26 protein-coding genes are annotated in these 26,601 nt (G+C 69.2%); 19 read left to right on the top strand and 7 right to left on the bottom strand.

What is annotated here, in order from left to right; translation table 11 throughout:
• Positions 1-2 precede the first annotated feature (2 nt).
• Genes JNB50_RS18140 through JNB50_RS18155 form a run of 4 tightly spaced genes read left to right on the top strand, consistent with a single transcriptional unit; the run spans position 3 to position 3,963 of the window.
• The gene (locus tag JNB50_RS18140; protein WP_243768661.1) at positions 3-992 is read left to right on the top strand and encodes a carbohydrate ABC transporter permease; all 990 of its coding nucleotides are present in this window, start codon (positions 3-5) and stop codon (positions 990-992) included.
• The gene (locus tag JNB50_RS18145) at positions 989-1,813 is read left to right on the top strand and encodes a carbohydrate ABC transporter permease (protein ID WP_208041574.1); all 825 of its coding nucleotides are present in this window, start codon (positions 989-991) and stop codon (positions 1,811-1,813) included. The genes JNB50_RS18140 and JNB50_RS18145 overlap by 4 nt, the downstream gene beginning before the upstream one ends.
• Positions 1,814-1,816: 3 nt before the next feature.
• Positions 1,817-2,800 carry a glycoside hydrolase family 68 protein gene (locus JNB50_RS18150; RefSeq protein WP_208041575.1) on the top strand — a complete coding sequence of 328 codons (984 nt, stop codon included), beginning with the start codon at positions 1,817-1,819 and terminating at the stop codon, positions 2,798-2,800.
• Complete coding sequence (locus JNB50_RS18155) at positions 2,800-3,963, top strand: serine hydrolase domain-containing protein (protein WP_208041576.1); 1,164 nt, start codon at positions 2,800-2,802, stop codon at positions 3,961-3,963. Before JNB50_RS18150 ends, JNB50_RS18155 begins: the two co-directional genes overlap by 1 nt.
• A 59-nt stretch (positions 3,964-4,022) precedes the next feature.
• On the opposite strand, the gene JNB50_RS18160 is transcribed toward JNB50_RS18155, so the two are convergent.
• Positions 4,023-4,991, bottom strand: a complete 969-nt coding sequence (locus JNB50_RS18160; RefSeq protein WP_208041577.1) for a ketose-bisphosphate aldolase — start codon at positions 4,989-4,991, stop codon at positions 4,023-4,025.
• 147 nt (positions 4,992-5,138) lie between these two features.
• Here JNB50_RS18160 and JNB50_RS18165 point away from each other — a divergent pair, with 147 nt between their 5' ends.
• The 5 genes from JNB50_RS18165 to JNB50_RS18185 all read left to right on the top strand — a co-directional run bounded on the left by JNB50_RS18165 (position 5,139) and on the right by JNB50_RS18185 (position 10,620).
• Positions 5,139-6,494 (top strand): FGGY family carbohydrate kinase, encoded by a 1,356-nt coding sequence (locus tag JNB50_RS18165; protein ID WP_208041578.1) that lies wholly within the window; start codon positions 5,139-5,141, stop codon positions 6,492-6,494.
• Positions 6,491-7,612, top strand: coding sequence for a LacI family DNA-binding transcriptional regulator (locus JNB50_RS18170; RefSeq protein ID WP_208041579.1), 1,122 nt, complete (start codon positions 6,491-6,493; stop codon positions 7,610-7,612). Before JNB50_RS18165 ends, JNB50_RS18170 begins: the two co-directional genes overlap by 4 nt.
• A gap of 152 nt (positions 7,613-7,764) precedes the next feature.
• Positions 7,765-8,799 (top strand): substrate-binding domain-containing protein, encoded by a 1,035-nt coding sequence (locus JNB50_RS18175; RefSeq protein ID WP_208041580.1) that lies wholly within the window; start codon positions 7,765-7,767, stop codon positions 8,797-8,799.
• A 46-nt stretch (positions 8,800-8,845) separates the two neighbouring features.
• A complete protein-coding gene (locus JNB50_RS18180) occupies positions 8,846-9,844 on the top strand; it encodes an ABC transporter permease (protein WP_208041581.1) in 999 nt (332 codons plus the stop codon).
• A complete protein-coding gene (locus JNB50_RS18185) occupies positions 9,841-10,620 on the top strand; it encodes an ATP-binding cassette domain-containing protein (RefSeq protein WP_208041582.1) in 780 nt (259 codons plus the stop codon). The genes JNB50_RS18180 and JNB50_RS18185 overlap by 4 nt, the downstream gene beginning before the upstream one ends.
• 83 nt (positions 10,621-10,703) lie before the next feature.
• Here the strand turns inward: JNB50_RS18185 and JNB50_RS18190 are convergent, their stop codons facing one another.
• From JNB50_RS18190 to JNB50_RS18215, 6 genes are all read right to left on the bottom strand, one after another.
• The gene (locus JNB50_RS18190) at positions 10,704-11,447 is read right to left on the bottom strand and encodes an alpha/beta fold hydrolase (RefSeq protein WP_243768662.1); all 744 of its coding nucleotides are present in this window, start codon (positions 11,445-11,447) and stop codon (positions 10,704-10,706) included.
• Positions 11,444-12,295 (bottom strand): 3-hydroxyacyl-CoA dehydrogenase, encoded by an 852-nt coding sequence (locus JNB50_RS18195; RefSeq protein WP_208041583.1) that lies wholly within the window; start codon positions 12,293-12,295, stop codon positions 11,444-11,446. The genes JNB50_RS18190 and JNB50_RS18195 overlap by 4 nt, the downstream gene beginning before the upstream one ends.
• A 41-nt stretch (positions 12,296-12,336) precedes the next feature.
• Complete coding sequence (locus tag JNB50_RS18200) at positions 12,337-14,079, bottom strand: oleate hydratase (RefSeq protein WP_208041584.1); 1,743 nt, start codon at positions 14,077-14,079, stop codon at positions 12,337-12,339.
• A gap of 113 nt (positions 14,080-14,192) precedes the next feature.
• The gene (locus tag JNB50_RS18205; RefSeq protein WP_208041585.1) at positions 14,193-14,882 is read right to left on the bottom strand and encodes an NADPH-dependent F420 reductase; all 690 of its coding nucleotides are present in this window, start codon (positions 14,880-14,882) and stop codon (positions 14,193-14,195) included.
• 13 nt (positions 14,883-14,895) lie between these two features.
• Positions 14,896-15,975 carry an LLM class flavin-dependent oxidoreductase gene (locus JNB50_RS18210; RefSeq protein ID WP_208041586.1) on the bottom strand — a complete coding sequence of 360 codons (1,080 nt, stop codon included), beginning with the start codon at positions 15,973-15,975 and terminating at the stop codon, positions 14,896-14,898.
• Between the two features lie 46 nt (positions 15,976-16,021).
• Positions 16,022-17,122: an LLM class flavin-dependent oxidoreductase gene (locus JNB50_RS18215; protein ID WP_208041587.1), complete on the bottom strand. Its 1,101-nt coding sequence runs from the start codon at positions 17,120-17,122 to the stop codon at positions 16,022-16,024.
• A gap of 95 nt (positions 17,123-17,217) precedes the next feature.
• Between JNB50_RS18215 and JNB50_RS18220 the strand changes: the two genes are divergently transcribed.
• The 10 genes from JNB50_RS18220 (at position 17,218) to JNB50_RS18265 (ending at position 26,400) form a co-directional block, all read left to right on the top strand.
• On the top strand, positions 17,218-17,694 hold the full coding sequence (locus tag JNB50_RS18220) for a MarR family winged helix-turn-helix transcriptional regulator (protein WP_208041588.1): 477 nt from the start codon (positions 17,218-17,220) through the stop codon (positions 17,692-17,694).
• Between the two features lie 89 nt (positions 17,695-17,783).
• Positions 17,784-19,316: an amino acid permease gene (locus JNB50_RS18225; RefSeq protein ID WP_208041589.1), complete on the top strand. Its 1,533-nt coding sequence runs from the start codon at positions 17,784-17,786 to the stop codon at positions 19,314-19,316.
• 10 nt (positions 19,317-19,326) lie between these two features.
• Positions 19,327-20,097, top strand: a complete 771-nt coding sequence (locus JNB50_RS18230) for a FadR/GntR family transcriptional regulator (protein ID WP_208041590.1) — start codon at positions 19,327-19,329, stop codon at positions 20,095-20,097.
• Positions 20,094-21,476, top strand: coding sequence for a glutamine synthetase family protein (locus JNB50_RS18235; RefSeq protein WP_279555041.1), 1,383 nt, complete (start codon positions 20,094-20,096; stop codon positions 21,474-21,476). The genes JNB50_RS18230 and JNB50_RS18235 overlap by 4 nt, the downstream gene beginning before the upstream one ends.
• Positions 21,477-21,478: 2 nt before the next feature.
• Positions 21,479-22,873, top strand: coding sequence for an aldehyde dehydrogenase (locus JNB50_RS18240; protein WP_208041591.1), 1,395 nt, complete (start codon positions 21,479-21,481; stop codon positions 22,871-22,873).
• Positions 22,874-22,916: 43 nt separating this feature from the next.
• Positions 22,917-23,696: a 3-oxoacyl-ACP reductase gene (locus JNB50_RS18245; RefSeq protein ID WP_208041592.1), complete on the top strand. Its 780-nt coding sequence runs from the start codon at positions 22,917-22,919 to the stop codon at positions 23,694-23,696.
• A 7-nt stretch (positions 23,697-23,703) separates the two neighbouring features.
• The gene (locus tag JNB50_RS18250) at positions 23,704-24,417 is read left to right on the top strand and encodes a gamma-glutamyl-gamma-aminobutyrate hydrolase family protein (RefSeq protein ID WP_208041593.1); all 714 of its coding nucleotides are present in this window, start codon (positions 23,704-23,706) and stop codon (positions 24,415-24,417) included.
• Entirely contained in the window at positions 24,414-24,713 is a 300-nt protein-coding gene (locus JNB50_RS18255; protein WP_208041594.1) for a helix-turn-helix transcriptional regulator, read from the top strand. The genes JNB50_RS18250 and JNB50_RS18255 overlap by 4 nt, the downstream gene beginning before the upstream one ends.
• A gap of 118 nt (positions 24,714-24,831) precedes the next feature.
• The gene (locus JNB50_RS18260; protein WP_208041595.1) at positions 24,832-26,004 is read left to right on the top strand and encodes a thioester domain-containing protein; all 1,173 of its coding nucleotides are present in this window, start codon (positions 24,832-24,834) and stop codon (positions 26,002-26,004) included.
• A 75-nt stretch (positions 26,005-26,079) separates the two neighbouring features.
• Positions 26,080-26,400 (top strand): nuclear transport factor 2 family protein, encoded by a 321-nt coding sequence (locus JNB50_RS18265; protein ID WP_208041596.1) that lies wholly within the window; start codon positions 26,080-26,082, stop codon positions 26,398-26,400.
• The last annotated feature ends 201 nt before the right edge of the window (positions 26,401-26,601 follow it).

The raw sequence follows: 26,601 nt of genomic DNA on the forward strand, positions 1-26,601 counted from the left end.
CGATGACCTCAGTGCAGTCCCGCGGCCGCGCGGCCGCGGTCAGCCAGGATCCGTCGGCGCGACAGGCCGGCCACGGCAGCGCACGCGGGGCTGCACGGCGCCCGGCCGTCCGGAGACGGCCGGCCGGGCGGGGGCGGCGGATCGGCTGGCTCCTCGTGGCACCCGCCTTGATCGCGTACGCCGCATTCGTGCTCTGGCCGCTCGTCCAGGGCGTCCAGTACTCGTTCTACGACTGGAACGGCATCGGCGCCTCGACCTGGGTCGGCTTGGCCAACTACCTGACGGTGTTCACCGACCCCGACCTGCTCGGCTCGATCGTCAACGCCTTCATCCTGATCGCCTTCTTCACGATCATCCCCGTCACCTTCGGGCTGGTGCTCGCGACGCTCATCCGCTCCATGCGGGCGGGTGCGTTCACGAGCTTCTCGCAGACCGTGCTGTTCCTGCCGCAGATCATCCCGCTCGCGGCGGCGGGCATCGCCTGGTCGTGGATGTACGCGCAGACCGGCGCCGTCAACCAGATCCTGAACGCGATCGGTCTCGGCGGCCTCGCCCGGCCCTGGCTCGGCGACTACCAGACGGCCCTGCCGGCCGTCGGGCTCATCGGTTCGTGGACGCTGACCGGGCTGTGCACCGTCCTCCTGCTGACCGGCATCGGGAAGATCGACGTCTCGCTGTACGAGGCCGCGCGCCTCGACGGCGCCGGATGGTGGCGCGAGTTCTTCACCATCACGCTGCCCGGGCTGCGCCAGGAGCTCGCCGTGCTGATCACCCTCACGATCATCGCTGCGCTGAGCAGCTTCGACATCATCTACACCACCACCCTCGGCGGCCCCGGTCGCGCCACCCTCGTCCCGGGGATCTCGATCTACCGGATCGGGTTCACGCAGAGCGAGGTCGGTCTCGCGTCGGCGTTCGGCATCGTCCTGATGCTGCTCGTCCTCGCCGTCGTCCTCCCGGTCCAGCGCCTCTCGAAAGTCCGTGACTCATGATCGTCAACCCCGTCGAGAAGTGGACCGGCCGCACCCTGCTCGCCGTCGTCCTCGTCCTCACCCTCATCCCGCTGATCAACATGGTCTCCGCCGCACTGCAGCCCGCCGACGTGAACCCGACGGGGCTCACGTGGCCGTCGAACCCGCAGTGGGGCAACTTCGCGGAGGCCTTCGTGACGGGCCACGTCTGGGAGCTGATGGGATCCAGCGCGCTCATCGTCCTCGGCGTGGTGCCGATCAGTCTGCTCATCTCCAGCATGGCGGGCTATGCGCTCGGCAGCCTGAACATCCGGGGCGGGCGCGCCCTGCTGATCCTGTTCGTCCTCGGCCTCACGATCCCCTTCGAGGCGCTCATCATCCCGCTCTACTACGAGATGCAGTCGCTGAACGTCCTCAATACGCAGTGGGCGATCATCCTCCCGCTGATCGGCCTGTTCATGCCGTTCAGCGTGTTCTGGATGCGCGCGCACTTCGTGAACGTGCCGGCCGAGCTCTCCGAGGCGGCACGCGTCGACGGAGCGTCGATGTGGCAGGAGCTGCGTCACATCCACCTGCCCCTGGCCCGCCCCGCGCTGTCGGCACTCGCGATCCTGCTCTTCCTCTGGACCTGGAACCAGTTCCTGCTCCCCGTCGTCCTCGTCGCGAACCCGCTCCAGCGGACCGTGGCCGGTGCCCTCACGTTCTTCCAGGGCCAGTACAGCCTCAGCATCCCGCTGCTCAACGCCGGAGCGTTGCTCATCATCGTCCCCACGATCGTGGTCTTCGTGATCTTCCAGCGTCAGTTCATCAAGGCGCTGATCCAGGGCGCGGTCAAGGGCTGAAGGATGGCGTTCAGCAAAGACGGCTATTGGGTCTGGGACTTCTGGCTCGCAGACGACGGCGAGAAACACCATCTGTACTACCTCCACGCCCCGACCTCGCTCGGCGACCCGGATCTGCGTCACCGCAACGCGCGGATCGGCCACGCCGTCTCGGACGATCTCATCGACTGGGAGGACCTCGGCGAAGTGCTCTCTCCGGGTGCGCCGGGCGACATCGACGCCTCCGCCACCTGGACCGGCTGCGTCGTGCGCGGCGACGACGGACTCTGGCGGATGTTCTACACCGGCTCCCAGTTCCTCTCGCCCCGCGACATCACGAACGTGGAGACGATCGGCGTCGCGGTCTCCGAGGATCTCCACGTGTGGCGCAAGGACGCACGGGTGCGGTTGGGGGCGGACCCGGCCTGGTACGAGATCCTTCCCGATGCGACCTGGCACGAGGAGGCCTGGCGGGACCCCTGGGTGTTCCGTGACGAGGGCGGGGACGGCTGGCACATGCTGATCACCGCCCGGGGCCGCGGTCTCCGCTCCCGACGCGACACCGACCGCGGGGTCGTCGGGCACGCGCGGTCGGTCGATCTCGTCCACTGGGAGGTCCAGCCGCCGCTGAGCTCGCCGGGAAGCGGGTTCGCGCATCTCGAAGTACCGCAGGCGGTGCGAATCGGGGGACGCGACCTCCTCGTCTTCTCGTGCGACTCCGCCCACCTCGCCGGCGACCGTTCCGGCGCAGGCGGAGGGGTCTGGGTGGCCGACGCCGTGTCCTCCGCCGGTCCGTTCGACCCGGCGGGAGCGCGGCTGCTCGCCCCCGAGACCCTGTATGCCGGCCGGATCGTCGTGGATCGTGGCGGAACGCCGCGCTTCATCGCATTCGAGAACAGCCTGGGTGCCGACGGCTTCCAGGGGCGGATCACCGATCCGTACGAACTGATCATCGACGGGCCCGAGTTGCGACTCGGGACGCTCGTCGAGGAAGGAGACCTCGCCTGATGGCGGTCACACACGGCACAACGGAGCCCGGGTTCGAGCCCGTGGCCGAGGCCTTCACCGACGCCTTCCGCGACCGGCCGACGATGGGAGCCGCCCTCTCGGTGCGGGTCGGCGGCCGGCGGGTGGTGGACCTGTGGGGCGGAGTCGCGGACGAACGCTCAGCCCGGCCGTGGGACGCGGAGACGGCGACGGTGGTCTTCTCGTGCACCAAGGGGCTGATGTCGGTGCTGGTCGCCCGGCTGGTCCAGGAAGGGCGGATCGACTACGCGGCACCCGTGGTGCGGTACTGGCCCGAGTTCGCCGCAGCGGGCAAGTCCGGCGTAACGGTGGCCGAACTGCTGTCACACCGCGCCGGCCTCTCGGCGCTGCGGCAGCCGATCGCGTTCGAACAGCTGCTCGACTGGGACTACATGACCGCTGCGCTCGCCCGCCAAAGTCCGCTCTGGGAGCCGGGCAGCGGATACGCGTATCACGCGATCACGCACGGCTGGCTCGCGGGCGAGCTGGTGCGGCGCGTGACCGGACAGCTCCCCGGCGCGTACCTCGCCGAGCTGGCGGGCCCGATCACCGGCGACGCCTGGATCGGGCTGCCGGACGCGGAGGCGGAGCGGGTCGCCCACCTCCAGGCGTCGCCCAGCCAGCTGGAGGCCGGAGAGCAGCTCCTCGAAGCGCCGTCCGAGTGGACCGGACTCGCGATGACGTTGGGCGGCGCCCTCCCCGCGGCCCTGGTGACGCCGGACGGCGGCTTCAACGATGCGCGGCTTCGTGCCGCCCAGGTTCCGGGAGCGGGCGGGATCGCGACGGCCGACGCACTTTCCGCGATCTGGTCCGCGACGGTCGTCGAGGCCGACGGCACCCGGTTGCTGGACGACGCGACGCTGAGGGAAGCGCTGGTCCCGATGAGCTCGGGTGAGCCGGTCTTCCCTACGCCGGGACCCTGGCCGCGGTGGGGGCGGGGACTGCAGCTCGACTCCGAGGCCCGTCGCTACCTCGGTCCCTCGAGCTTCGGCCACGACGGCGCAGGCGGCCAGGTCGCCTTCGCGGACCTCGATGCACGCGTCGGCTTCGCGTTCGTCACGAACTGGCTCGAAGCGGGCGCGGACGATCGCGCGACCAGGATCGTCGACGCGCTTCGCCGGGTGCTGGACGAATCCCGCTCCTGAGTCGGCCCGCGGCACGCCGGCGGCGATGGTCGGCTCCGCGTCGCGGAGCCGACCCGGCGTCAACGATGCCGATAGGCCTGCCCGGCCTGACCGAACACCTGCATCCGGTCGGCGACGATGGCCTGCATGGCCTCGCGTGCGGCGCGCTGGAACGGCGCGGGGTCGACGGTGATGCCGTCCTCGGCGAGCGACTTCCGCGCCGCCGCCGAGTACGCCATGTGCGAGTCCATGCCCTGGTTGATCTTGCGGATGCCGAGCTGGGTCGAGCGCGCCTTCTCGTCCTCCGGGACGCCCCACGATTCGGGGAGCGTGCCGCCGAATCGGTTGATCTCCGCGCGGAGGTCGGCCGGGAGGGACGACGAGCCGTGCATGACCAGGTGGGTGCCGGGGACCCGGGAGGCGATCTCGGCGATCAGGTCCATGTGCAGCACCGTGCCGTCCGGCGGGCTGGTGAACTTGTAGGCGCCGTGCGACGTGCCGATGGCGACCGCCAGGGCGTCCACACCGGTCTGTTCGACGAAGTCCGCGGCGTCGTCCGGGTCGGCGAGGACGATCTCCTTGACCGTTGCGCCGCCGTCCTCCGAGCCGCCGATGGTGCCGAGCTCGCCCTCCACGGAGACCCCGCGCGCGTGGGCGTACTCCACGACCGTGCGGGTGACTGCGACGTTCTCGTCGAAGCTCGCGTGGCTGACGCGGTCCGGCAGCAGGCTGCCGTCGATCATGACGCTCGTGAAGCCCGCCTGGATCGCTCGCACGCAGTCTTCGTAGGAGGCGCCGTGGTCGAGGTGGAGGGTGACCGGCACCTGCGGATAGCGCTTGATCAGGTTGACCAGGGCCTCCCAGAACGGCTCGTCGCTGCCGTGCGCCGACGAGCCGGCGATCGTCTGGACGATCACGGGTGAGTCGGTCTCGACGGCGGCCTCGAGCACGGCTTCTGCCTGCACGAGGTCGGTCACGTTGAACGCGCCGACCCCGTACGAGCCGTCTCCTGCGGCGTCGAGGATCTCTCGGAGTGTGATGAGGGACAAGTTCGTCTCCTTGGTCGATGGCTGAACGTCTTCGTTCCCAGCGAGTTGTGGAACCCGGTCTGACAACGTTGGACAGACTATCCATCGTGTGTTACTTTGTCCATCGTTGGTCAGAAAGACCTCACGGAACGTCGAAGGAGACAGGTGATGCGCGACGAGCTGCTGCTGGGCATCGATCTCGGCACGTCGTCGATCAAGGCGAACGCGATCGACCGGCACGGTCGATCGCTCGGCATCGGGACCGCTCCCACACCGTTCCGTGCCACCGCCGACGGCGTCGAGATGACGCCGGAGGATCTCTTCTCCGCGATCGGCGCCGCCATCGCCCAGCTCGGAGAACTGCGCAACAGGATCGCCGGTGTCGGTGTCTCCAGCATGGGCGAGACGGGCACCGTCATCCGTCCGGACGGACCGGGACGCCTTCCGCTCGTCGCCTGGCACGACGGCCGCGGCGAAGAGATCGCCGAGCGGTTGGCCGCCGAGTTCGGCCCCGACGACATCCTCCGTCGAACGGGTCGCCGCGCGCGCAACGTGACGAGCATCGCGAAGCTCGGCTGGCTGAGGGCCTCCGGGGTCGAGCTGTCAGGGACCTGGACCGGTGTGGCCGGCCTCACCCTCTGGCGGCTGACCGGGGCGCTGGGCCAGGAGCACTCCCTCGCCGCGACCAGCGGAGCTTTCGACCCGGTCGCCGGTCGGTACGACGCCGACATCCTCCGCGCCGTCGGCCTGGACGACATCGCCTGGGCGCCCGCCCGCCGCGCGGGGACCGTCCTCGGCCGGGTCAACGAGGGCGGCGAGCGTTGGAGCGGCCTGCGCCGAGGAATCCCCGTCACCATCGCGGGGCACGATCACCCGGTCGGCGTCGTCGGCGCGGGCGGAGAGCGCGACGAGGTCATCGACTCACTCGGCACGGGAGAACCCCTGGTCGTCTCCTGGAGCCCGGAGGTCGGCGATCCGCACCCCGTCCTCCCCGGACAGCCCGGCGACCTCACCGTCACGCGTTGGCCGGGAACGGAACGGCACATGCTGCTTTGGGAGACCCTGCGGCCCGGGCTCGCGATGTCGACACTGCTCGGGCACCTGGGCCTCACGCGCGACGACATCGAGTTCGCCGCGATCCGTGTCCCAGCCGACCCGATCCCTGTCGACCAGCTGTTGAGGATGCAGGAGGGCGACGTTCCGCGCCACGTGCTCGACCTGCCGGCCGAGGTCGCCTGGGCCGGCGCGCTCGAGGGCTACGCCGCGGCCGCGGCAGCTGCCGAGGTCGGCATGCGACGGCTGTCCGGGGTCACCGGCAGGTCGCTGCTGATCGGCGGAGGGCTGCGATCGCGACGCTGGATCGAGGCCAAGATGGCGCGCGCGGCATGGCCCCTCGCGATGGCCGCAGAGCGGGAAGCCGTCTCGCGCGGCGCCGCGCTGCTCGCCGGAATCGCTGCGGGATGGTGGGAGGCGGAAGACTATCCTCCGGCGGACCTCATCCCGATGAGCGAGGAGGCCGCGTGAATGTGCGGAGGGAAGCGCTGTATGCGGGATGGATCCTCGTCTTCTGGGAGGTGCGCATGAGTGTGCAGACCGGTTCCGGGTTGCGAGCGCCCGCGCGGCTCGTCGACATCGCCGAGCACGCGGGGGTATCGGTCAAGAGCGTCTCGCGCGTGCTGCGCGGCGAGCAGTACGTGACGCAGTCGATGCGCGACAAGGTCATGGCGGCGGTCGACGAGCTCAGCTACGTGGGCGATGCCGCGGCGTCGGGGCTGCGCACCCGCCGCTCCGGGATCATCGGCCTGATCATCCCGGATGTGCGCAACGGCTTCTTCGCGCTGCTCACACGTGCGATCGAGGAGCGGCTGTCTGCGGAGAGTCCCACGCTGCTGCTCGGCGACTCCGACGAGGAGAGCCAGCAGGAGGAGCGCTACCTGCGCACCTTCCGCCAGCAGCGCGTCGACGGGCTCATCGTCCTCCCTGCCGGGGCGCCCAGCCTCGCCGACGCCGTCAGCGAGATCCCGACCGTGGTCGTCGACCGCACCACGCCGGCCCTCCGCGACCTCGCCGACCACGTCCTCCCGAACTACGAGCGCGCGGCGGAGCAGTTGGTCGGCCACCTCGTGAAGCACCACGGCCTGACCCAGGTCGCGCTGATCGCGGGCGACACCGGCATCTCGTCCGTCGGCGACCGCGAAGAGGGCTACCGGCGGGTGCTCGAGGAGGCCGGGCTGGACGTCTTCGTCAGCGACGGCCACCAGACGCCGGACGATGCCGCGGCGGGAGCGCTCAAGCTCTTCCGCGAGCTGACCCCGCCGTTCGGCGTTTTCACGACCAACAACCGCATGTTCTGGGGTGCGATGGCCGCCATCGCCCGCTTGGGGCTGCACGTGCCGCGCGACGTTCTCGTGACGACGATCGACTCGATCGGCGAGGCCACCGTCACCGGACTCAAGCCCACGCAGGCCGTCGTGCCGGTGCAGACGGTCGCCGCCCGCGCGATGGAGCTGCTCGGCGAGCGCACCTCCGATCCGACGCGGGAGGTCCGAGAGGTGCGGGTACCGCTCGACATCGAATTCGGGACGACCTGCGGATGCGTCCCCCTCACGACTCCGCTCATGCTCGGGTCGCCCCGGGCCTGAGCGGCACGGCCGCAGGCGCGCGGCCGTCCGAAGCACCACACGGAACGGCTGGTCACAGCAACTCATGCGAAGAACCACTGTGACCAGCCATCGCGTCACCGCTGCCGCCGAGGCAGCGACTGTCCGAAGTCACACTCAAAGGAGAGAGCAAGATGGCACATCGCACCACCCGGAAGCGCCTCGTCCTCGCAGCAGCAGGGACGAGCCTCATTGTAGTGTCCGCACTCAGCGGCTGTTCCGCGGGGACGGCAGGCGCCGGCTCGACCGACGCCGCAGGCGTGAAGATCGCCCTGGTCATCAAACCGCTGGACAACACCTACTTCGGCGCCATGGCACAGGGCGCGGAGAAGGCGGCGAAGGCGGCAGGAGCGAAGCTCACCACGGTCGCAGCGGAGACCGTCACCGACGACAGCGGCCAGGCGACCAAGCTCAACGCGCTCGTCACGGCCGGCTACGACTGCTACATCGTCAACCCGACCAGTCAGACCAACCTCCTCACCGGGCTTGCCCCGGTGTCGCAGGCCGGCACCCCGATCGTCAACCTCGACCTCCCGATCGACACGAAAGCCGCGGAGGCGGCAGGCGTGAAGCTCACGACCTATGTCGGGACGAACAACGAGACGGCCGGTGCAGCGGGCGGAACGGCCATGCTGAGCCTCGTCCCCGAGGGCGGCGAGGTCGCCTTGATCGGCGGCCTGGTCGCCGACCCCGGGAGCAACGCCAGGCTCAAGGGCTTCACCGACACGGTGGACGGCAAGCTGAAGATCACGCAGACGGTCGCCGCCGACTTCGACAAGGCGAAGGCCAAGAGCGCTGCGGCGACGATCCTCATCGCGAACCCGAACATCAAGGGCTTCTTCACCCCGTCGGGCGACATGGCGATGGGCATCGAGCAGGCCGTGGAGGAGGCCGGCCTGAAGGGCAAGGTCGCCGTGGTCGGCGTCGACGGCACGCAGGACCAGCTGAAGGACATCATCGCGGGCGGACAACCCGCCGCCGTCGAGCAGTTCCCCTACCTGATGGGGGAGCAGTCGGTCCAGGCCTGCCTCGCGGCGCACTCGGGCAAGAAGATCCCGGCCAAGGTCGAGACGCCGGTCCTCATCGTGGACAAGAAGAACGCCGACGCCGCGCTGAAGAACTTCCCGGCGCCGCCCGCCGACTTCACCGTGCCGAACCCCTTCGAGTAACCCGCCACCCGAGCAATCCACCCACGACCCTGGGGATCCTCATCCAATGACTACGCAGTCCACCACCATCGACGCCCCGACCGATCCACCGTTCGGACGGCTTCGGAGCCTGACCCGCAGCCTCGGACAGGAGGAGGTGTGGAGCAAGGCCACCGCGCCCGTCGCGCTGGCTGTGCTCATCATCGTCTTCTCGATCGCCAACCCGCGGTTCCTGTCCTGGCCGAGCATCACCTCGATGCTCGCCGACTCGACGATCCCGATCGTCCTGGCGCTCGGCGCGACCTTCGCGGTGACACTCGCCGGGATCGACCTGTCGCTCGCAGCGACGGTCGCGCTCGGCAGTGTCACGATGGCGACGGCGTATCAGGCCGGCTGGCCGCTCATCCTGTGCTGCCTCGTGGCACTGGTGACCGGCGTCGCCGTCGGTGCGTTCAACGGTGCGTTCATCGGCTGGGTGAGGATCCCCGACTTCATCGTCACTCTCGGCTCGCTGAGCCTGGTGCTGGGTCTCGGCCTCATCATCTCGGAGGGCAAGCCCGTGCAGATCCCGGAGCCCGCGCTGACGTTCGTCAGCGTGCACTCGCTGGGCGGCATCCGCTACAACTTCCTCATCGCGATCGGCATCGCGATCGTCTTGCACATCCTCCTGTTCCACACCCGGTTCGGCACGCACGTGCTCGCCGTCGGCGACAACACCGAAGCGGCAACGGCGATGGGACTCAAGGTCCCGCGGGTGAAGCTCGCGGGCTACATCATCTGCGGCGCGATGGGAGGTGTCGGCGCCATCATGCTCACCTCGTACATCGGGTCGAGCCAGCCGGCGACGAACACCGACTACCTGCTCAAGGCGATCGCCGCGGTGGTGCTCGGCGGAGTCAGCCTCTTCGGCGGGCGCGCCACCATCGTCGGCCCGGTGATCGGCGCCGTCCTTCTCACCTTCCTGCAGTCGGGCCTGACCCTCCTCGGGGTGAGCGCCTTCTACTCCCCGCTGGTCATCGGCATCGTCGTCATCGCCGCCGCGACACTCATGAGAGGACGAAAGTGAACGACATCAAGGTGGAGGTCTCCGACCTGCGCAAGCGGTTCGGCAGCGTCGAGGCCCTCCGCGGCGCGTCGCTCACGGTCCGGAAGGGCGAGGTCACTGCGATCGTGGGTGACAACGGCGCGGGCAAGTCGACGCTGGTCAAGTGCCTCACCGGGCTCTACCAGCCCGACGCCGGCGAGATCAGGATCGACGGCGAGCCCGTGCAGTTCGGCTCGCCGAAACACGCGCGCGCTGCCGGGATCGAGACGGTCTATCAGGACCTCGCGCTGTGCGACCAGCTCAGCGTGTGGCAGAACCTCTACCTGGAGCGCGAGCTCACCCGGTTCGTCGGCTTCCCGATGCTCCGCCGCCGAGAGATGCAGCGCGAGGCCCATCGGCTGGTCTCCGATCTGGCCGTCAACGTCCCCTCGGTGAACCGGCCCGTCAAGCGACTCTCCGGCGGCCAACGCCAGGCCGTGGCGATCGCCCGCGGCGTGATGTGGGCCAGGGGCATGATCATCCTCGACGAGCCGACGGCGGCGCTCGGGCTGCGCGAGACGGCGCAGGTGGAGGCGTTGATCCAGCGGGTGGTGGACGGCGGCCAGACCGTGCTCGTCGTCTCGCACAACTTCGAGCAGGTCAAGCGGCTGTCGTCGCAGGTCTGGGTGATGCGCGCCGGCAACGTGGTCCAGGGCGTGCGGACGGAGGAGGTCACCGGCGAGGAGCTGGTCGGGCTCGTGACCGGCGCCATTCCGGCGGTCAGCGCGCGTGGGGGAATTCTCGGCGACGGGAGGTGATCCGGATCCGCGCTCATCCTCATCCCATCGGAACCTTCGCCGTCCCGTGGGGCTACTTCGCTGGAGCGTGAGGCGGTGTCGGCTCAGTCCGCCACGAACGCCAGGATTCGCACAGCGGCCTCCTGCGGGTCGCGGATCATCGTCTCGTGGCGGTGCCCAGGGACCTCCGTGTATCGGGCGCCGGGGACGGTCGCGGACACTGTTGTGCACCAGGACCGCGGGCAGACCCGATCGTCAGCGCCGCGGATCACGAGGGTTGGTGCCGAGACCCGTGGATAGGAGAGCTCTGGATGGTGCGCGAGCATCGCGTGCAGCTTGCGCCTCAGGTTCGGGCCGGCGCGCAGATACTCTCGGGCCCCACGGTAGAGCACCAACGGATTCTCTGGGGCGAGGTCGCGGAACAGCCGCCAGAGCTGTGGTGCCACCCGGCGTGCGCTCGCGTCCACGGTCGGCGCGACCAGCACGAGTCGCTCGACCTGCGCAGGATGCCGCACGGCCAGTTCCGTGGCGACCTGCGTCCCCATCGAGTGGCCGATGACGATGGCGGGGCCATGATCGCGCGAGCGGAGGTAGGCGGCGACGAGGTCGGCTGTGCGTTCCATCGTCGGTGTGCGCGGCGGCTCCGGGGCATCCCCGTAGCCGGGTTGGTCGATGGCGACCACCCGGCCGTGTTCGGTGAGGATGTCGATCAGCCCGCCGAAGACCGTACGACCCATCCCGATGCCGTGGATGAGCACGAAGACCGGGTGTCCTGCGCCGCGTTCCTCCGCGATCAGTGTCGCGCCCGCGTGGGTGAACTCGACGATCACGGGGGCCGGCCCGCTCAATACCGGTAGAACCCTTCCCCCGTCGCGATGCCGAGCTTGCCCTGGTCGAGGTAGTTCTTCTTCAGGTAGGCGGCGAACTCCTGCTGTTTGGGGCCGGAGACCGAGGAGATGTTGTAGGCCGTGTTGAGGCCCACGATGTCGAAGATCTCGAAGGGCCCCTTCGGCGATCCGGTGCCGATCCGCCAGGTCTTGTCGATGGTCTCCGGGTCGGCGATGCCGTCGACGAGCAGCTCGGCCGCCGCGTCGAGCAGCGGGACGAGCAGAGAGTTGAGGACGTAGCCCGCCTTCTCCTTCTTCAGCTCGATCGGTACCATCCCGATCGCGGTCGCGAAGTCGACGACCGACTGATAGACGGCGGGGTCGGTCTGCGTCGTGCCCATCACCTCCGCGGTGTTGTTCACCCACACATGGTTGGCGAAGTGCAGGGCGAGGAACTTCTGCGGCCGTCCCGTGTAGCCGACGAGGTCGCTCGGCAGCAGGGTGGAGGAGTTGGTGGCGAAGATCGTCTTCGCCGGGGCGAGCTCGCCCAGCCGGGTGTAGATGTCGCGCTTGAGGTCCAGGTTCTCCGGCACCGCCTCGATGACCAGGTCGGCGTCCGCGACGGCGTCGCCGAGGTCGGAGCTGTAGCGGATCGTGGCGAGCGCTGCCTGCGCCGTGCCGTCCGCCGCTCCGGCGACCTCCTTCTCGTACAGGGCGGCGAGCCCCGCGAACCGCTGGCGGGCGGCGGTGAGCGCCTCCTCGCTGATGTCGTACGCGGTCACGCTCAGGCCGTGGAAGGCGGTCTGGTATGCGATCTGCGAGCCGAGCACGCCGGTGCCGAGGACCGTGACTGTGGTGATGTCGTTCATTTCTCTCCTATTCGCGTGACGTGTTCCGTGGGGCGACGTCGCTAGATGACCTCGTACTCCTCGAGCATCCGACCGATCATCGTCTTCTCCACGTAGCGCTTCGCGAACGCCGGGATCGGCAGCTTCTTGCCGTCTCTGAGGTAGCGCGTGGACTTCATGAGCTCGCGGACGTCGTAGACCGAGCCGAACACTTCTGGGACGCCGCGCTCCACGTCGAGCAGCTGGTAGACGGCCTCCATCGCCGTTCGGACCGAGTATTCCGTCGTGAAGATGCAGTCGCGCGTGGACTCGGCGAACTGGCCGATGAAGGCGAAGTTGGTCACGCCGTCCGGTACGACGGCCGGCCGGTCGCCCGCGGTGCGGGGGAGGAAGAAGGCGGTGATGAAGGGCATCATGCACGGCCGGGTGATGGCGCCGGTGGCGGCGAGCCCGTCGATCTCCTCCAGCGGAACGCCGAGGTGGTAGAGCCACTCCCGCGTGATCTCCTCGCCGGTGCACTCGCGCATCGGCTTCTTCACGTAATCGCCGGGGACGTCGGTGAACAGGCCGTAGAACCAGACGACGGTCTGGTCGTCGGGCTGCTTGCTGAAGTGCGGCTGCCGGTTCACTGTCCAGCTGAGCAGCCACGCGGAGTCTCGGGCGGTGACGATGCCGCCCGTGACGACTTTGCCGCTGCGGGTGGGGCGCTTGGCGATCCGTTCGATGTAGGCGGGGATGCGCTCGTCGATCGTCGTGATCGAGGCCGACTCCCACTGCGACTGCTCCGGGAACGTGCAGAACTTGTCCGGGCGTCCGAACGACGGATCCTGGGCGGCGATGTTGCGCCAGAGGTGCCAGCTGCCGCCATCGTGCACGACCGGGTCCCAGCCCGCGGCCGTGTGATGATCGCCCCAGCTCGAGTTCTCGACCAGCGAACCGTTCGTGACGAACACGAGGTCGTCGTCGCCGAGGTCCACCCCGCCTTCGACGCCCTTCTCGATCCATTCGATCCGCCGCGCCGTCTTGCGGTCGGCCCGGATGTCGAACGCGACGTTCATGACCCTGGTGTCGAACCGCACCTGTACCCCCTGGTCGCGGAGCCAGGTGAGCAGGGGCAGCACGAGCGACTCGTACTGGTTGTACTTCGTGAACTTGAGTGCGCTGAAGTCGGGCAGGCCGTCGATGTGGTGGATGAAGCGCTGCACGTACAGCTTCATCTCCAGTGCGCTGTGCCACTCCTCGAAGGCGAACATCGTGCGCCAGTACAGCCAGAAGTTGGAGTCGAAGAAGTTCCTGCTCATCACCTCGTCGATGCGCTTGTCGTACAGCTGCTCGGGAACGGCGAGGACGATGTCGACGATGTCTTTGGTGGCCTTGGCGTCGAGGGTGAACGTCATCCCCGTCCTGGCGTCCTGTCCGCGGTCGACCGTGGCCCGTTGCAGCGAATAGTTGGGGTCGTCCTTGTTGAGCCAGTAGAACTCGTCGAGCACGGACCCGTCGACCTCGAGCGACGGGATGGAGCGGTAGAGATCCCAGAGGCACTCGAAGTGGTCCTCCATCTCCCTGCCGCCACGGATCAGCCAGCCGGTCTCGGCATCGCCGGCGCCGTCGAGAGCGCCGCCGCCGATCGAGGAGGCCTCCAGGATGGTGATCCTCTCACCGGGAACCTGGCCGTCGCGGATCAGGAAGGCGGCTGCCGCCAGGGAGGCGAGGCCTCCGCCGACGAGGTACGCGGATGCGCGATCGGCGCGTTCGGGCTTGCGCGGACGTGCGAAGGCTTCGTAGTTCCCCTTGCTGTAGTACATGCCCCACCCCTTATCTTGCACTAGTCTGTGCAAGATAAATTATCCCTCCGATCGAAGGACTCGTCTAGGGGCGGAATCTGCACGTTTGACCGAACGGGAGGCGGTCGAGCGGTTCAGAGCCGCGCAGGCGCCAGATCCCGGTCGGTCTCCGCCGCGCGGATCAGCGTGCGCAGCTCGTCGGCGGGAACGTCCGCGCCGAAGGTCGGGCGGCCCGGTTGCAGGAGGACGCCGGCGGCGAGCGGCCCGGCGACGACCGGGTCGAAGCCGAGGGCGTCGATGAGGGCCGCAACCGTGTCGAGGTCGGCCGCGTTGTCGCCGGCGATCGCGATGGCCTTGCGTTCGGGTGCACCGGCGGGGCGGCTCTCCTCCTCCAGATCGTGGTAGCCCATGTGGTTCAGGGCTTTCACGACGCGCGATCCGGCGAGGAACTCCTGCACGATCTCGCTCGTCGAGGTGAGCGGGTCGTTCAGGTCGTCGCGGATGCCGTCGGTCTCCCACCAGTAGTTCATCGCGTCGATCACGAGCGTGCCGCGCAGCTGCTCGACCGGGAGGTCGCGGTATTTGCCCAGCGGCAGCGCGAGAATCACGACATCCGCCCCTTCTGCCGCCTCCTCGGGACGCGTCGCCGTCGCGCCCGGGGCGAGGACCTCGATGGTGAGGGCGATGCGGTCGGGGTCCCCGGAGCCGGCGATGAGCACGCGATGGCCGGCCGCGAGAGCGAGCCTGGCGAGGACGGTGCCGACCTTTCCGGCCCCGAGAATGCCGACCGTGTGAATGTCGGTCGCGAGGATGCTGTCGTTCATGTTTGTCCTCCCGTCAGCGCCGGAACGCGGCGCCCGTCGTGGCCTTCGGCGTCTCGGCGAGCAGCTCGCGCACCATCGGGACGACCGTCGTGCCGTAGAGCTCGACGGCGCGCATCCGGTCGCCGGCCCGCATGGCGCCGCCTGCGGTGTAGATGAGGTCGAAGCGGCCGACGTCGAGCGTGCGGATCGCGTCGGCCATCTTGCGGGCGACGGTCTCGGGGGAGCCGATGTAGAGCGAGCCGTGCGCGACGTCCGTCTCGAACTCCTGCCGCTGCAGCGGCGGCCAGCCGCGCAGGGCGCCGATCCGGTCGCGGATCACCTTGTAGCCGGGGTAGAACAGCTCCTTCGCCTCCTCGTCGGTCTCGGCGATGAACCCGGGGGAGTGCATCCCCACCGGGAGGGCCTCCGTGCCGAACTGCTCGGCCGCCCGGCGGTACAGGTCGACATACGGCGTGAACCGGGAGGGGGCGCCGCCGATGATCGCGAGCATGAGCCGGAACCCGTAGTGCGCCGTGCGCAGCACCGACTGCGGAGTTCCGCCGACGCCGACCCAGGTGCGGAGGCGGCCGGACTCGGTCTTGGGGAACACGTCGGCCTCGTGCAGGGCGGCCCGGGTGGTGCCCTCCCAGCTGATCGGCTTCTCGTCGAGCAGTTTGTGGAAGAGGTCGATCTTCTCGTCGAAGAGCAGGTCGTAGTCGGCCAGGTCGTACCCGAACAGCGGGAACGACTCGGTGAACGACCCTCGGCCCAGGATCACCTCCGCCCGCCCGTTCGAGAGGGCGTCGACCGTCGCGAAGCGCTGGAACACCCGCACCGGGTCGTCGGACGACAGCACGGTCACGCCGGAGCCGAGGCGGATGTTCTCGGTCGCGGTGGCGATGCCGGCGAGCACCGTCTCCGGGGTCGAGATCGCGAACTCGGGGCGGTGGTGCTCACCCACGGCGAAGGCGTCGACGCCGAGGTCGTCGGCGAGGATCGCCTCGTCCCTGGTGGCGCGGATCGCTTGTGCATAGCTGGTGATCTCGCCCCGGTCGTCCCTCGGCAGGTCGCCGAAGGTGTCGAGGCCGAATTCGAGGCCGGTGATGTCGGTCATGGTGTGTCTCCTGTCGGAACGGATGATGAGGGGCTGGCGAGGGAGGTCACTGCGCGGTCTTCGCCCGCGCGCTGACGATCTGGGCCGTGTGGCGGCCGGTGAGGCGCCAGTCGCCCGGGTCTTCGGCGATGAGTTCGCGGACGCGGGGCGCGACCTGTTCGCCGAAGAGGCGGATGCTGCGCTCGCGGGCCTTCACCGGGAGGTGCCGGACGTCATACTTCAGGTCGAACCGGGAGAGGTGGTTGGTGCGCACGATCGCGGCCAGCTTCTGCGCCACGGTCTCGGGGGAGCCGACGTAGAGCGCGCCGGTCGCGACCTCCTGCGCATAGCGCTCCGCGGTGGGCGGGTAGAACCCGCGCTCCTGGCTCAGCGCGGTCACGACCGGCTGCCAGTACTCCCAGTGCTCGGTCTTCGCCTCGTCGTCGGTCTCCGCGATCAGCCCGAGCGAGTGCTGTCCGATCGGCAGTTCCGGCTGCCCGAACTGGGCGAGGGCCCGCAGGTAGAGCTCTGCATGGCCGGCGAAGCGTTCGGGCTTGCCGCCGATGATCGCCATCATCAGGGGAAGGCCGTGCCGGGCGGCGCGGATGACCGAGTCGGGGCTCCCGCCGATGCCGATCCAGGCGGGGATGCCGCCCTCGGGCATCCGCGGCCGCAGCCGGACGGACTCGAGCGGGCTGCGGTACCGGCCGGACCAGGTGACCCTGTCCTCGCGCATGAGGCGGAGGAAGAGGTCGAGCTTCTCGTCGAAGATGTCCTCGTACTCCGCGATGTCGTAGCCGAACAGCGGGAACGACTCGATCGCCGAGGCGCGGCCGAGCACGAGTTGCGCCCGTCCGCCGGAGATCCCGTCGACCGTGGAGAACTGCTGGTACAGCCGCACGGGGTCCTGCGTCGACAGCACTGTGACCGAGGTGCCGAGCCGGATCGTGGAGGTCGCCTGGGCGGCCGCCCCGAGCACCACGGGAGTGGCGGAGTCGACCATGTCCTCGCGGTAGTGCTCGCCGACGCTGAAGACGTCGAGGCCGACGGACTCGGCGAGCTGTGCCTCCTCGACCATCAGCCGCAGGGTCTCGGCGTCCGACAGGACCCTGCCGCCGTCGGTCGCGACGTCGCCGAAGGAGTTCAGTCCGAACTCAAGCTCTGCCATGTCGATCACGACCTCTCTCGCCGCCGGACCATCCGGATTGACGTGTCAATGCTGTAACAATGGACTTGACGCGTCAATTCCCGGAGGGAGACCAGATGAGCGAGGACAGCCCGCGCCGTGGGCCGACGCGGGACCAACTCCGCACCTGGCGCAACTACATCGAGACGGCCGAAGCGCTGCGCACCCGCCTGGGCAGCAGGCTGCAGAGCGAATCGGAGCTGTCCACGGGCGATTACCAGGTGCTGCTCGCGCTCACGGAAGCCGAGGGTCGCACGCTCCGCTCCTCCGAGCTCGCAGACCTGATCGGCTGGGAACGCAGCAGACTCTCCCATCACCTCGGCCGCATGGAGAAACGCGGACTGATCAGCCGCCAGGCGTGCGCGGACGACGTCCACGGGATCGACGTGATCGCGACGGACGCCGGCTCGGCGGCCTTCCGGGCCGGCTCGGTCCCGCACCTCCGAGCGATACGCGAGCTGTTCCTCGACGCACTCACACCGGCGCAGCTCGACGAGGTCGACGACCTCACGCGGGCGCTGCGCCGGCACTTAGGGTTGGACTCCTTCGGTTAAAAGTCTGAGGTCAGGCCATTGACAACACCGATCGCGGCTCGGCACGATATGGACACCAATGTGATCCCTCGAAGGAGAGGCAGTAACGCATGAGTGACACCAGAAAGGAAACCGAGGACTCCGACGCCGCCGATCTCGCGGCACTCGGTTACAAGCAGGAGCTCCATCGGGGGATGAGCGGCTTCTCGAACTTCGCGATCTCGTTCTCCATCATCTCGATCCTGGCCGGCTGCATCACCTCATACAGCATCGCGCTCAAGTCGGGAGGCCCGTCGGCCATCAACATCGGCTGGCCGTTGGTCGGCGTGTTCGTCCTGTGCGTGGCGCTGGCGATGGCGGAGGTCTGTTCGAAGTATCCGACCGCCGGTGGCCTGTACTTCTGGGCCGGCCGGCTCGCGAAGCGGAACAAGCGCCAGTGGGCCTGGTTCGTCGGCTGGTTCAACTTCCTCGGCGAGGTGGCCGTCACCGCGGCCATCGACTACGGCGCCGCCGTCACCATGATGGCGTTCGGCAACCTGGTGTGGGGCATCGACGTGAACGCGATCAACACGTTCGTGCTGTTCGTCGTGCTCATCGTGGTGCACGGCCTGCTGAACACCTTCGGCGTGAAGCTGGTCTCGCTGCTGTCGAACGTGTCCGCGTGGTGGCACATCGTCGGCGTGCTGATCATCGTCGGCGCGCTCTGGATCATCCCGACCCGGCACCAGGACGTCGGCTGGACCTTCACCGCGTGGCACAACGAGACCGGCTGGTCGTTCGCCCCCTACGTGTTCCTGATGGGTCTGCTCATGGCGCAGTACACGTACACGGGGTACGACGCCTCCGCGCACGTCTCCGAGGAGACCAAGAAGGCCTCGACGGCCGCACCCCGCGGCATCGTGATGAGCGTGCTGATCTCGATCGTCGGCGGCTGGATCCTGCTGTTCTCGATCACCGCGGCCATCCAGGACGGCAGCCAGGCCGGCCTGACCAAGCTCGCCGCCACCTCGACCGGGCTCCCGCCTGCTCAGATCTTCCTCGACGCGCTCAACAACCCGACCGTGGCGAAGTTCCTGCTCTTCATCGTCTGCGGCGCGCAGTTCTTCTGCGGCATGGCGTCGGTCACGGCGAACTCGCGCATGAGCTACGCGTTCTCGCGCGACAACGCCATCCCCGGCTCGCGGCTGTGGGCGAAGGTGAACCCGCGCACCGGCACGCCGACCAACTCGATCTGGCTGTGCGTCGTGCTGGCGATCATCCTGGCGGCGCCCGCGCTGGTCAATCTCACCGCCTACCTCGCCGTCACCTCGATCGCGGTCATCGGCCTCTACATCGCCTACGTCACACCGGTGCTGCTGAGACGACTCGACAAGAGCTTCACGCCCGGCGTCTGGAACCTCGGCCGCTGGAGCGCGGTGATCGGCTGGATCGCCGTGGTCTGGGTGATCTTCATCGTCATCCTGTTCGTGCTGCCGCCGGTCACACCGATCACCGCTGACACCTTCAACTACGCGCCGATCGCGGTGGTGGTCGTCGCCCTGCTCGCGACCGTGCTCTGGTTCACGACCGGCCGCAAGCACTTCATGACGCAGGACGAGGCCAGCCACCTGACGCTCAGCGCGGACGAACTGCTCAAGGAGTGAGCGCAGCACGATGAACCAACGGCAACACACGACCGACTCCGGCACGGACGCAGCACCGATCGACTCCCCGCTGGTGGATGCGGTGCTGCGTCCCGTGCGCGGCCACATGGCGTTCGAGTCGTGCGTGGAGCAGCTCGGCTCGGCGATCCAGCTGGGGATCTTCCGGGCCGGCGACCGGCTGCCGGCCGAGCGGGAGCTCGCGGAGCGCCTGAGCGTCTCCCGGGCGACCCTCCGGGAGGCGATCAGCGCGCTGCGCGCCGCGGGATTCGTGTCGACGACGCGCGGGCGGGGCGGAGGCACCATCGTGGAGTCGGTCGTGGTGCCGGGCGACTGGCGGCCCGACCAGACGGCGGTCCCGGCCCGTGCCTCCGACATCGAAGACGTCACGGTGTTCCGTGCCGTCATCGAGCCCGGCGCCGCCTACCAGGCCGCGCAGACCGATCTCTCTGCCGATCAGCGGGAGCTGCTGAGGAGCTGCCTGCGCGACCTGGACGCGGCCGGGTCGCCCGCCGAGTACCGACAGGCCGACGCCCGGCTGCACCTGGCGATCGCGACCGTGTGCGGCTCCGACGAGCTCTCGACGGCCTGCAACACGGTGCAGATCAAGATCCACCAGCTGCTCGCCGAGATCCCGTTCCTGCAGAAGAACATCGAGAGCTCGGAGGAGCAGCACCGCATCATCGTGCAGGCGATCCTGGACGGCGACGCCGACCGGGCCCGCTTCGTCATGCACGACCACTGCGCCGCCACGGCGGCGCTGCTGAAGGGCCTACTGAAATGAGGGACACGAACGTGACCACGCGCAACGACCGCATGCTGACCGTCGAGCAGCTGAGGGAGGCGATCCTCGACGACGAGATCGACACCGTCGTCCTGGGCTTCACCGACATGCAGGGACGCCTGCAGGGCAAGTTCATCCACGGCCGCTTCTTCCTCGACTCCGTGCTCGCGCACGGCACGGAGGGCTGCAACTACCTGCTCGCGGTCGACGTCGAGATGAACACGGTCGACGGCTACGACATCTCCTCGTGGGACAAGGGCTACGGCGACATGGTCTTCGAGCTCGACCTGGCGACCATCCGCCGGCTCCCGCACCGGCCGGGCACCGCGCTCATCCAGTGCGACCTCTCGCTCGAGCACGGCGGTCCGGTGCGCGTGTCGCCCCGCGCCATCCTGCGCGCCCAGACCGAGCGCGCGGCGAAGCACGGGTTCACCGCGCTCGCGGGCACCGAGCTGGAGTTCGTGGTGTTCGAGGACACCTACGAGGACGCCTGGAAGGCCGGCTACCGCGATCTGACGCCCGCGAACCTCTACAACGTCGACTACTCGATCCTCGGCTCGAGCCGGGTGGAGCCGCTGCTGCGCGACATCCGCAACCTGATGTACGCGGCGGGCCTCGACGTGGAGTCCGCCAAGGGCGAGTGCAACTTCGGCCAGCACGAGATCGCTTTCAAGTACGCCGAGGTCATGACGACCGCGGACAACCACACCGTCTACAAGACCTCCGCCAAAGACATCGCCTCCCAGCGCGGCAAGTCGATCACGTTCATGGCGAAGCCGAGCGAGCGCGAGGGCAATTCCTGCCACGTGCACATGTCGCTGCGCGGACTGGACGGCTCCCTCGCGTTCTGGGACGAGGCGACCGGCGAGCGCACGCCGCTCTACGACCACTTCATCGCGGGAGTCCTGCGCACGATGCGCGAGTTCACCCTCTTCTACGCGCCGAACATCAACTCCTACAAGCGCTTCGCCAAGGGGTCGTTCGCCCCGACCGCCGTCGCCTGGGGGCACGACAACCGCACCTGCTCCGTTCGGCTGGTCGGCCACGGGTCGGGCGCCAGGATGGAGAACCGGCTCCCCGGCGGCGACGTGAATCCGTACCTGGCGTTGGCGGCCATGCTCGCCGGCGGCCTCTACGGCGTCGAGCACGAGCTGGAACTCGAACCGGAGACCCTGGGCAACGCGTACGAGTCCGGGGCGCCGACCGTCCCGACCACTCTCCGCGAGGCGCGCGACGCCTTCGCGGCGTCCCAGATCGCCCGGGAGGTCTTCGGAGAGGATGTCGTCGCCCACTACGTGAACTACGCGGACGTCGAGCTCGCCGCCTTCGAGTCCGCCGTCACGGATTGGGAACTCCGGCGCGGATTCGAGAGGCTGTGAGCATGACGTTCCCCACCTCCCCCTTCGGCGCGGGCGGCACGCACACGGTCCTGAACCCCGCGACGGCCGAGGTCATCACCGATGTCGCCCTGGCCGACCTCGCCGAGACGGACGCCGCGATCGAGCGTGCGCACCGCGCCTACCCGGCCTGGCGCGCGATCGCGCCGGGAGAACGCGCCCGCCTGCTGCGCGCATTCTCGACCATCGTCGACGAGCACAGGGAGGAGCTCGCGCTCCTCGAGGTGCTGAACGCCGGACACACGATCGGCAACGCCCGCTGGGAGGCGGGGAACGTCCGCGACGTCCTCGCGTACTACTCCGCCGCGCCCGAGCGCCATTTCGGCCGGCAGATCCCGGTGCCGGGCGGTGTCGACATCACGTTCCACGAACCGCTCGGGGTCGTCGGGATCATCGTCCCGTGGAATTTCCCGATGCCGATCGCGGGCTGGGGCTTCGCACCGGCGCTCGCCGCGGGCAACACCGTGGTCCTCAAGCCCGCCGAGCTGACTCCGCTGACGGCGCTGCGGATCGCGGAGCTGGCGCTGGAGGCGGGCATCCCCGAGGGCGTCTTCACCGTCATCCCGGGCAAGGGCCGCATCGTCGGGGAGCGCTTCGTCACCCACCCCCTGGTGCGAAAGGTCTGCTTCACCGGCTCCACGGAGGTCGGCAAGGGGATCATGCGCGGCTGCGCCGACCAGGTGAAGCGGGTGACGCTGGAGCTGGGCGGCAAGAGCGCCAACATCGTCTTCGACGACGCCGACCTCGAGAAGGCCGCTGCGTCCGCGCCGGGCGGAGCGTTCGACAACGCCGGCCAGGACTGCTGCTCGCGGTCGCGCATCCTCGTGCAGCAGAGCGTCTACGAGCGGTTCCTCGAACTGCTCGAGCCGGCCGTGAAGTCGTTCCGGGTCACCGACCCGCACGCGGAGGACGCCGAGATGGGCCCCCTGATCTCAGCGGGCCAGCGGGATTCCGTGGCCGCGCACCTCGTGGACGCCGACATCGCGTTCGCGGGCCAGACCGTGAGCGGCACCGACGGATACTGGCTGGCGCCGACGGTGGTGCTGCCGCGCACGCTGCAGGACCCGGTGTGGACGCAGGAGCTGTTCGGTCCTGTCGTGGCCGTGCTGCCGTTCACCGACGAGGCCGACGCGATCGCCAAGGCCAACGACACCACGTACGGGCTGTCCGGATCCATCTTCACGCGCGACCTCGGCCGCGCCCTGCGGGTCGCCAGAGGTGTTGAGTCGGGCAACCTGTCGGTCAACTCGCACTCCTCGGTGCGCTACTGGACGCCGTTCGGCGGGTTCAAGCAGTCCGGCCTCGGGCGAGAACTCGGACCGGACGCACCCGACTCCTTCTCCGACGTCAAGAACGTCTTCCTCTCCACCGACGACTGACGTGTCGACGGTCACGACGAATCACCACACGAAAGGCGAACACATGGGAAAGCTCGACGGCAAGGTCGGCGTCATCACGGGAGGCTGCAGCGGCATCGGCCTGGCGACGGCCAAGAAGTTCGTGGCCGAGGGCGCCAAGGTCGTGATCGGCGACGTCGACGCCGTGAACGGGCCGCGGATCGCCGACGAGCTCGGGGGAGCCTTCATCCAGGTCGACGTGACCGACGCCGAGCAGGTGGGCGCGATGTTCGCGCTCGCCAAGGAGCGCTTCGGCCGCATCGACATCGCCTTCAACAACGCCGGCATCTCGCCCGCGGACGACGACTCCATCCTGAAGACCGGCATCGAGGCGTGGGACCGGGTGCAGAAGGTCAACCTGACCAGCGTCTACCTGTGCTGCAAGGCCGTGCTGCCGTACATGCTGGAGCAGGGAAGCGGATCGATCATCAACACCGCCTCGTTCGTCGCGCTGCTGGGCGCGGCGACGTCGCAGATCTCGTACACGGCGTCCAAGGGCGGCGTGCTGGCGATGACGCGCGAACTGGGCGTGCAGTTCGCCGGCAAGGGCATCCGCGTGAACGCGCTCTGCCCCGGCCCGGTGAACACGCCGCTGCTGCAGGAGCTGTTCGCCAAGGACCCGGAGCGTGCGGCGCGTCGTCTCGTGCACATCCCGATGGGGCGGTTCGCCGAACCGGAGGAGCTCGCCAACGCGGTGGCGTTCCTCGCCAGCGACGAGTCGAGCTTCATCACCGCGACCGAGTTCCTGGTCGACGGCGGCCTGTCGCACGCCTACGTGACCCCGCTCGACTCCGACTTCGACTGAGTCGCGGATGAGCGCCCCGGTCATCGGCCTCACCACCTACCGCCAGCCCGCCGACTGGGGCACGTGGCGGTCGGTGCGTGCCGACCTCCTTCCGACCGACTACGCGTCGGCCGTCGAGCGCGCGGGCGGCGTGCCCGTGCTGCTTCCGGTGTTCGCCGGCCGGGAGGCCGCTGTCACCGCGGTCTCCCGGCTCGACGGCGTGCTCATCGCGGGCGGCGCCGACCTGAACCCGGAGCTCTACGGCGAACGGCCCGACCCGCACGTCACCACCTGGTACGACGACCGGGACGCGTCGGAGCTGTGGGTGCTGGACGCGGCCGAGGAGGCCGGCCTCCCGGTGCTCGGCATCTGCCGCGGGATGCAGCTGATGGCGGTCGCGGCCGGCGGGACGCTGGTGCAGCACCTGCCGGACACGGTGGGCCACGCAGATCACGCGGGTGGTCCGAGCGACTACGGGCAGATCCAGGTGACGCTGCGCCCCGGACACAGGATCTCCACGCTCCTCGAGAGCACCTTCATCGCCCCCTGCCACCACCACCAGGCCGTCAGCAGCCATCCCGGCTTCATCGGCACGGCCGAGGACGGCGACGGCGTGCTCCAGGCGATGGAAGGGACAGGGGAACGCTTCGAGCTCGCCGTGCAGTGGCATCCGGAGACCGGACGAGATCTCGGCCTGTTCGAGGGGCTGGTCGCGGCGGCGCGTGAACGGGCAACGGAATGAGTAAGCCGCGCCGGAAGGGCGCCGCCGGCCCGCCTTCGCCCTTCACCCTGGCGGTGGCGGCCCTGGTGGATGCGCTTCGCGGTGAGCTGGATGTCACGCAGGAGGAGATCGCAGAGGCGATCGGAAAGACGCAGCCGTACGTCTCCGCACGGGTACGGCTGGAGCTGCCCTGGAGCTCCAACGACTTCGATGGTCTCGCCGAGATCTTCGGCATGGACCCGTTCGAGTTCGTGGCTCGAGCGGCGGAATTCGCGGACGCGGCGCAGGCGAGGGCACGGGAGCGTCAACCCGGCTGAGTGGCGACCCCGTCCCCCGTGCCGGGATGGCTGAATCCGGTCGGATTCGAGCGCGTGACGCAAATGGCCCCTTCGGGGGATGCCGTGCACCGTCACGTCCCGGATAGCGTCGAGCACGATGATGAGCTCACTCTCACGATCGGCCTCGGCCCTCCGCCGCGCCCTCGTCCCCGGCATCCTCCTCGCCGCCGTCGTCGTGTTGTCCGGCGTCGGTGCGGCGACCGCGTCCGCGATCGACGCCGGCACGCAGAACGGAAGCACCGTCTACCTGGGGAAGCGCCAGGGCTACGGCGGAACCGGTGTGTTCCCGGTCTACGCGCAGCCGCCCGCGGACCCGGCCGACCCCGGCGAGCCCGACCTCTGGGCGTACTGCATCGAGCACAATGTGTCAGCCAAGACGAACATCGAGGGCGTCATCGGCGACCCGAGCGGGTACCTCGGCACCAACCACTTCGTGGATCCCACTGTGCAGGCGAGGGTGCTCTGGGTGGTCGCCCACAGCTACCCTGCACTGAGCCTGGCGGACTTCGGACAATCCGTCGGTGTCCCGGGCATCGCCCGCAACGACGCGATCGAAGCCACCCAGTACGCGATCTGGCGGTACACCGAGCTCACCTTCGACGCTCCGTGGGCCTTCCAGACGCCCGATTCCGGCACCGCCTACTGGGCGTTGCTCGCGGGAGCGAACGCCAGCCCGGTGCCCACTCCCGTCGACACCGCGACGGTCGCGATCTCGGCGCCCGCCGCCACCCCGACCGGGGGAACGCTCGTCGGACCGTTCGTCGTGACGACCAACCGCACGACCGCCCGTGTCACAGCGAGCCCCGCCGCGGCCCTCACCGATGCGGCGGGCGTGCCGATCGACCCGACCGCGGTCGCCGACGGCCAGGCGGTCTACGTGGACCTCCGCGGCACGACGGCGAGCGGGTCGACGACGCTGACCGCGACCGTCTCCGGTGCGCCGGTCAACGGCCGCATCGTGTCGGTGCCGAACCTCCCGGGCGGGATCCCGACCGCCGCCGACCACGCCCAGTCCGTCATCCTGGTCGCGGGAAGCACCGCGACAACGAGCGCGCAGACCGGTGTCACCTGGGCGGGCACGAGCGCGGGAACCGGGATGGCTGCGGGAACGGGAACGGCCGGCACGGGCGCTCCGGAGCTCGCCGCGACAGGCTCGGCCGTGGACGGCACCGCGCTGCTAGCCGTGCTCTGCCTCGCCGGCGGACTCGGTGCGCTCGGCGTGCTCGGCGCGCACAGCCTGACCGGCGTGCGGAGGCGCGCGCGGGGCTGAGCCGCGCACCTGAATCCGGATAGGGGGACCGACGGCCCCTGGATACCGCCCCGCCACGCGTGACATCCTCGACCCATGACCGACCTCCCCGCGCCCATCCAGACGTTCATCGACGCCACGAACCGCGGCGACACGGAAGCGTTCGTCGCCGTGTTCACCGACGACGCGCACTTGGAGGACTGGGGGCGTGTCTTCCGCGGCCAGGAGGGTGCGCGCTCCTGGAACGCGAGCGACAACATCGGCAAGCGGTCGCACTTCGACGTCCTCGGCGTCGAGCGCGAGGGCGATGACTACGTCGTGACCGTCGCGGTGACGGGCGACGGATTCACCGGCACCAGCCCGATCCGGTTCGCGGTCGACGGCGACCGCATCTCCGGCATGGTCATCGCGCCGTAGCCCGGCTGCGAAACCCGAGGCCGGGTCCGGCGGACCGGCGGCCGTTCCCCCAGGGAGCCGGCGCCGACCGGGTCCGTCGGCGCACGCCCCGGTGCGATATGCGTAAGCATGTAACTCGGACGCCACTGATCTCGAACCTTCCCCGAGTTTCGGCCGGCTGAACCTTCCGCAAACAATGGATCAACCCAGGCGGTCGTCCTG

The sequence above is a fragment of the Leifsonia sp. TF02-11 genome (assembly GCF_017565305.1).
Classification (GTDB): Bacteria; Actinomycetota; Actinomycetes; order Actinomycetales; family Microbacteriaceae; genus Leifsonia.

Bases quoted from the DNA above. Each gene is read 5' to 3' on its own strand.
- JNB50_RS18165 (WP_208041578.1), top strand. From the start codon at position 5,139: ATGCGCGACGAGCTGCTGCTGGGCATCGATCTCGGCACGTCGTCGATC.
- JNB50_RS18195 (WP_208041583.1), bottom strand. From the start codon at position 12,295: ATGAACGACATCACCACAGTCACGGTCCTCGGCACCGGCGTGCTCGGC.
- JNB50_RS18235 (WP_279555041.1), top strand. From the start codon at position 20,094: ATGAGGGACACGAACGTGACCACGCGCAACGACCGCATGCTGACCGTC.
- JNB50_RS18145 (WP_208041574.1), top strand. From the start codon at position 989: ATGATCGTCAACCCCGTCGAGAAGTGGACCGGCCGCACCCTGCTCGCC.
- JNB50_RS18250 (WP_208041593.1), top strand. From the start codon at position 23,704: ATGAGCGCCCCGGTCATCGGCCTCACCACCTACCGCCAGCCCGCCGAC.
- JNB50_RS18140 (WP_243768661.1), top strand. From the start codon at position 3: ATGACCTCAGTGCAGTCCCGCGGCCGCGCGGCCGCGGTCAGCCAGGAT.
- JNB50_RS18210 (WP_208041586.1), bottom strand. From the start codon at position 15,975: ATGACCGACATCACCGGCCTCGAATTCGGCCTCGACACCTTCGGCGAC.
- JNB50_RS18180 (WP_208041581.1), top strand. From the start codon at position 8,846: ATGACTACGCAGTCCACCACCATCGACGCCCCGACCGATCCACCGTTC.
- JNB50_RS18255 (WP_208041594.1), top strand. From the start codon at position 24,414: ATGAGTAAGCCGCGCCGGAAGGGCGCCGCCGGCCCGCCTTCGCCCTTC.
- JNB50_RS18220 (WP_208041588.1), top strand. From the start codon at position 17,218: ATGAGCGAGGACAGCCCGCGCCGTGGGCCGACGCGGGACCAACTCCGC.
- JNB50_RS18265 (WP_208041596.1), top strand. From the start codon at position 26,080: ATGACCGACCTCCCCGCGCCCATCCAGACGTTCATCGACGCCACGAAC.
- JNB50_RS18205 (WP_208041585.1), bottom strand. From the start codon at position 14,882: ATGAACGACAGCATCCTCGCGACCGACATTCACACGGTCGGCATTCTC.
- JNB50_RS18215 (WP_208041587.1), bottom strand. From the start codon at position 17,122: ATGGCAGAGCTTGAGTTCGGACTGAACTCCTTCGGCGACGTCGCGACC.
- JNB50_RS18240 (WP_208041591.1), top strand. From the start codon at position 21,479: ATGACGTTCCCCACCTCCCCCTTCGGCGCGGGCGGCACGCACACGGTC.
- JNB50_RS18155 (WP_208041576.1), top strand. From the start codon at position 2,800: ATGGCGGTCACACACGGCACAACGGAGCCCGGGTTCGAGCCCGTGGCC.
- JNB50_RS18175 (WP_208041580.1), top strand. From the start codon at position 7,765: ATGGCACATCGCACCACCCGGAAGCGCCTCGTCCTCGCAGCAGCAGGG.
- JNB50_RS18260 (WP_208041595.1), top strand. From the start codon at position 24,832: ATGATGAGCTCACTCTCACGATCGGCCTCGGCCCTCCGCCGCGCCCTC.
- JNB50_RS18150 (WP_208041575.1), top strand. From the start codon at position 1,817: ATGGCGTTCAGCAAAGACGGCTATTGGGTCTGGGACTTCTGGCTCGCA.
- JNB50_RS18230 (WP_208041590.1), top strand. From the start codon at position 19,327: ATGAACCAACGGCAACACACGACCGACTCCGGCACGGACGCAGCACCG.
- JNB50_RS18225 (WP_208041589.1), top strand. From the start codon at position 17,784: ATGAGTGACACCAGAAAGGAAACCGAGGACTCCGACGCCGCCGATCTC.
- JNB50_RS18200 (WP_208041584.1), bottom strand. From the start codon at position 14,079: ATGTACTACAGCAAGGGGAACTACGAAGCCTTCGCACGTCCGCGCAAG.
- JNB50_RS18245 (WP_208041592.1), top strand. From the start codon at position 22,917: ATGGGAAAGCTCGACGGCAAGGTCGGCGTCATCACGGGAGGCTGCAGC.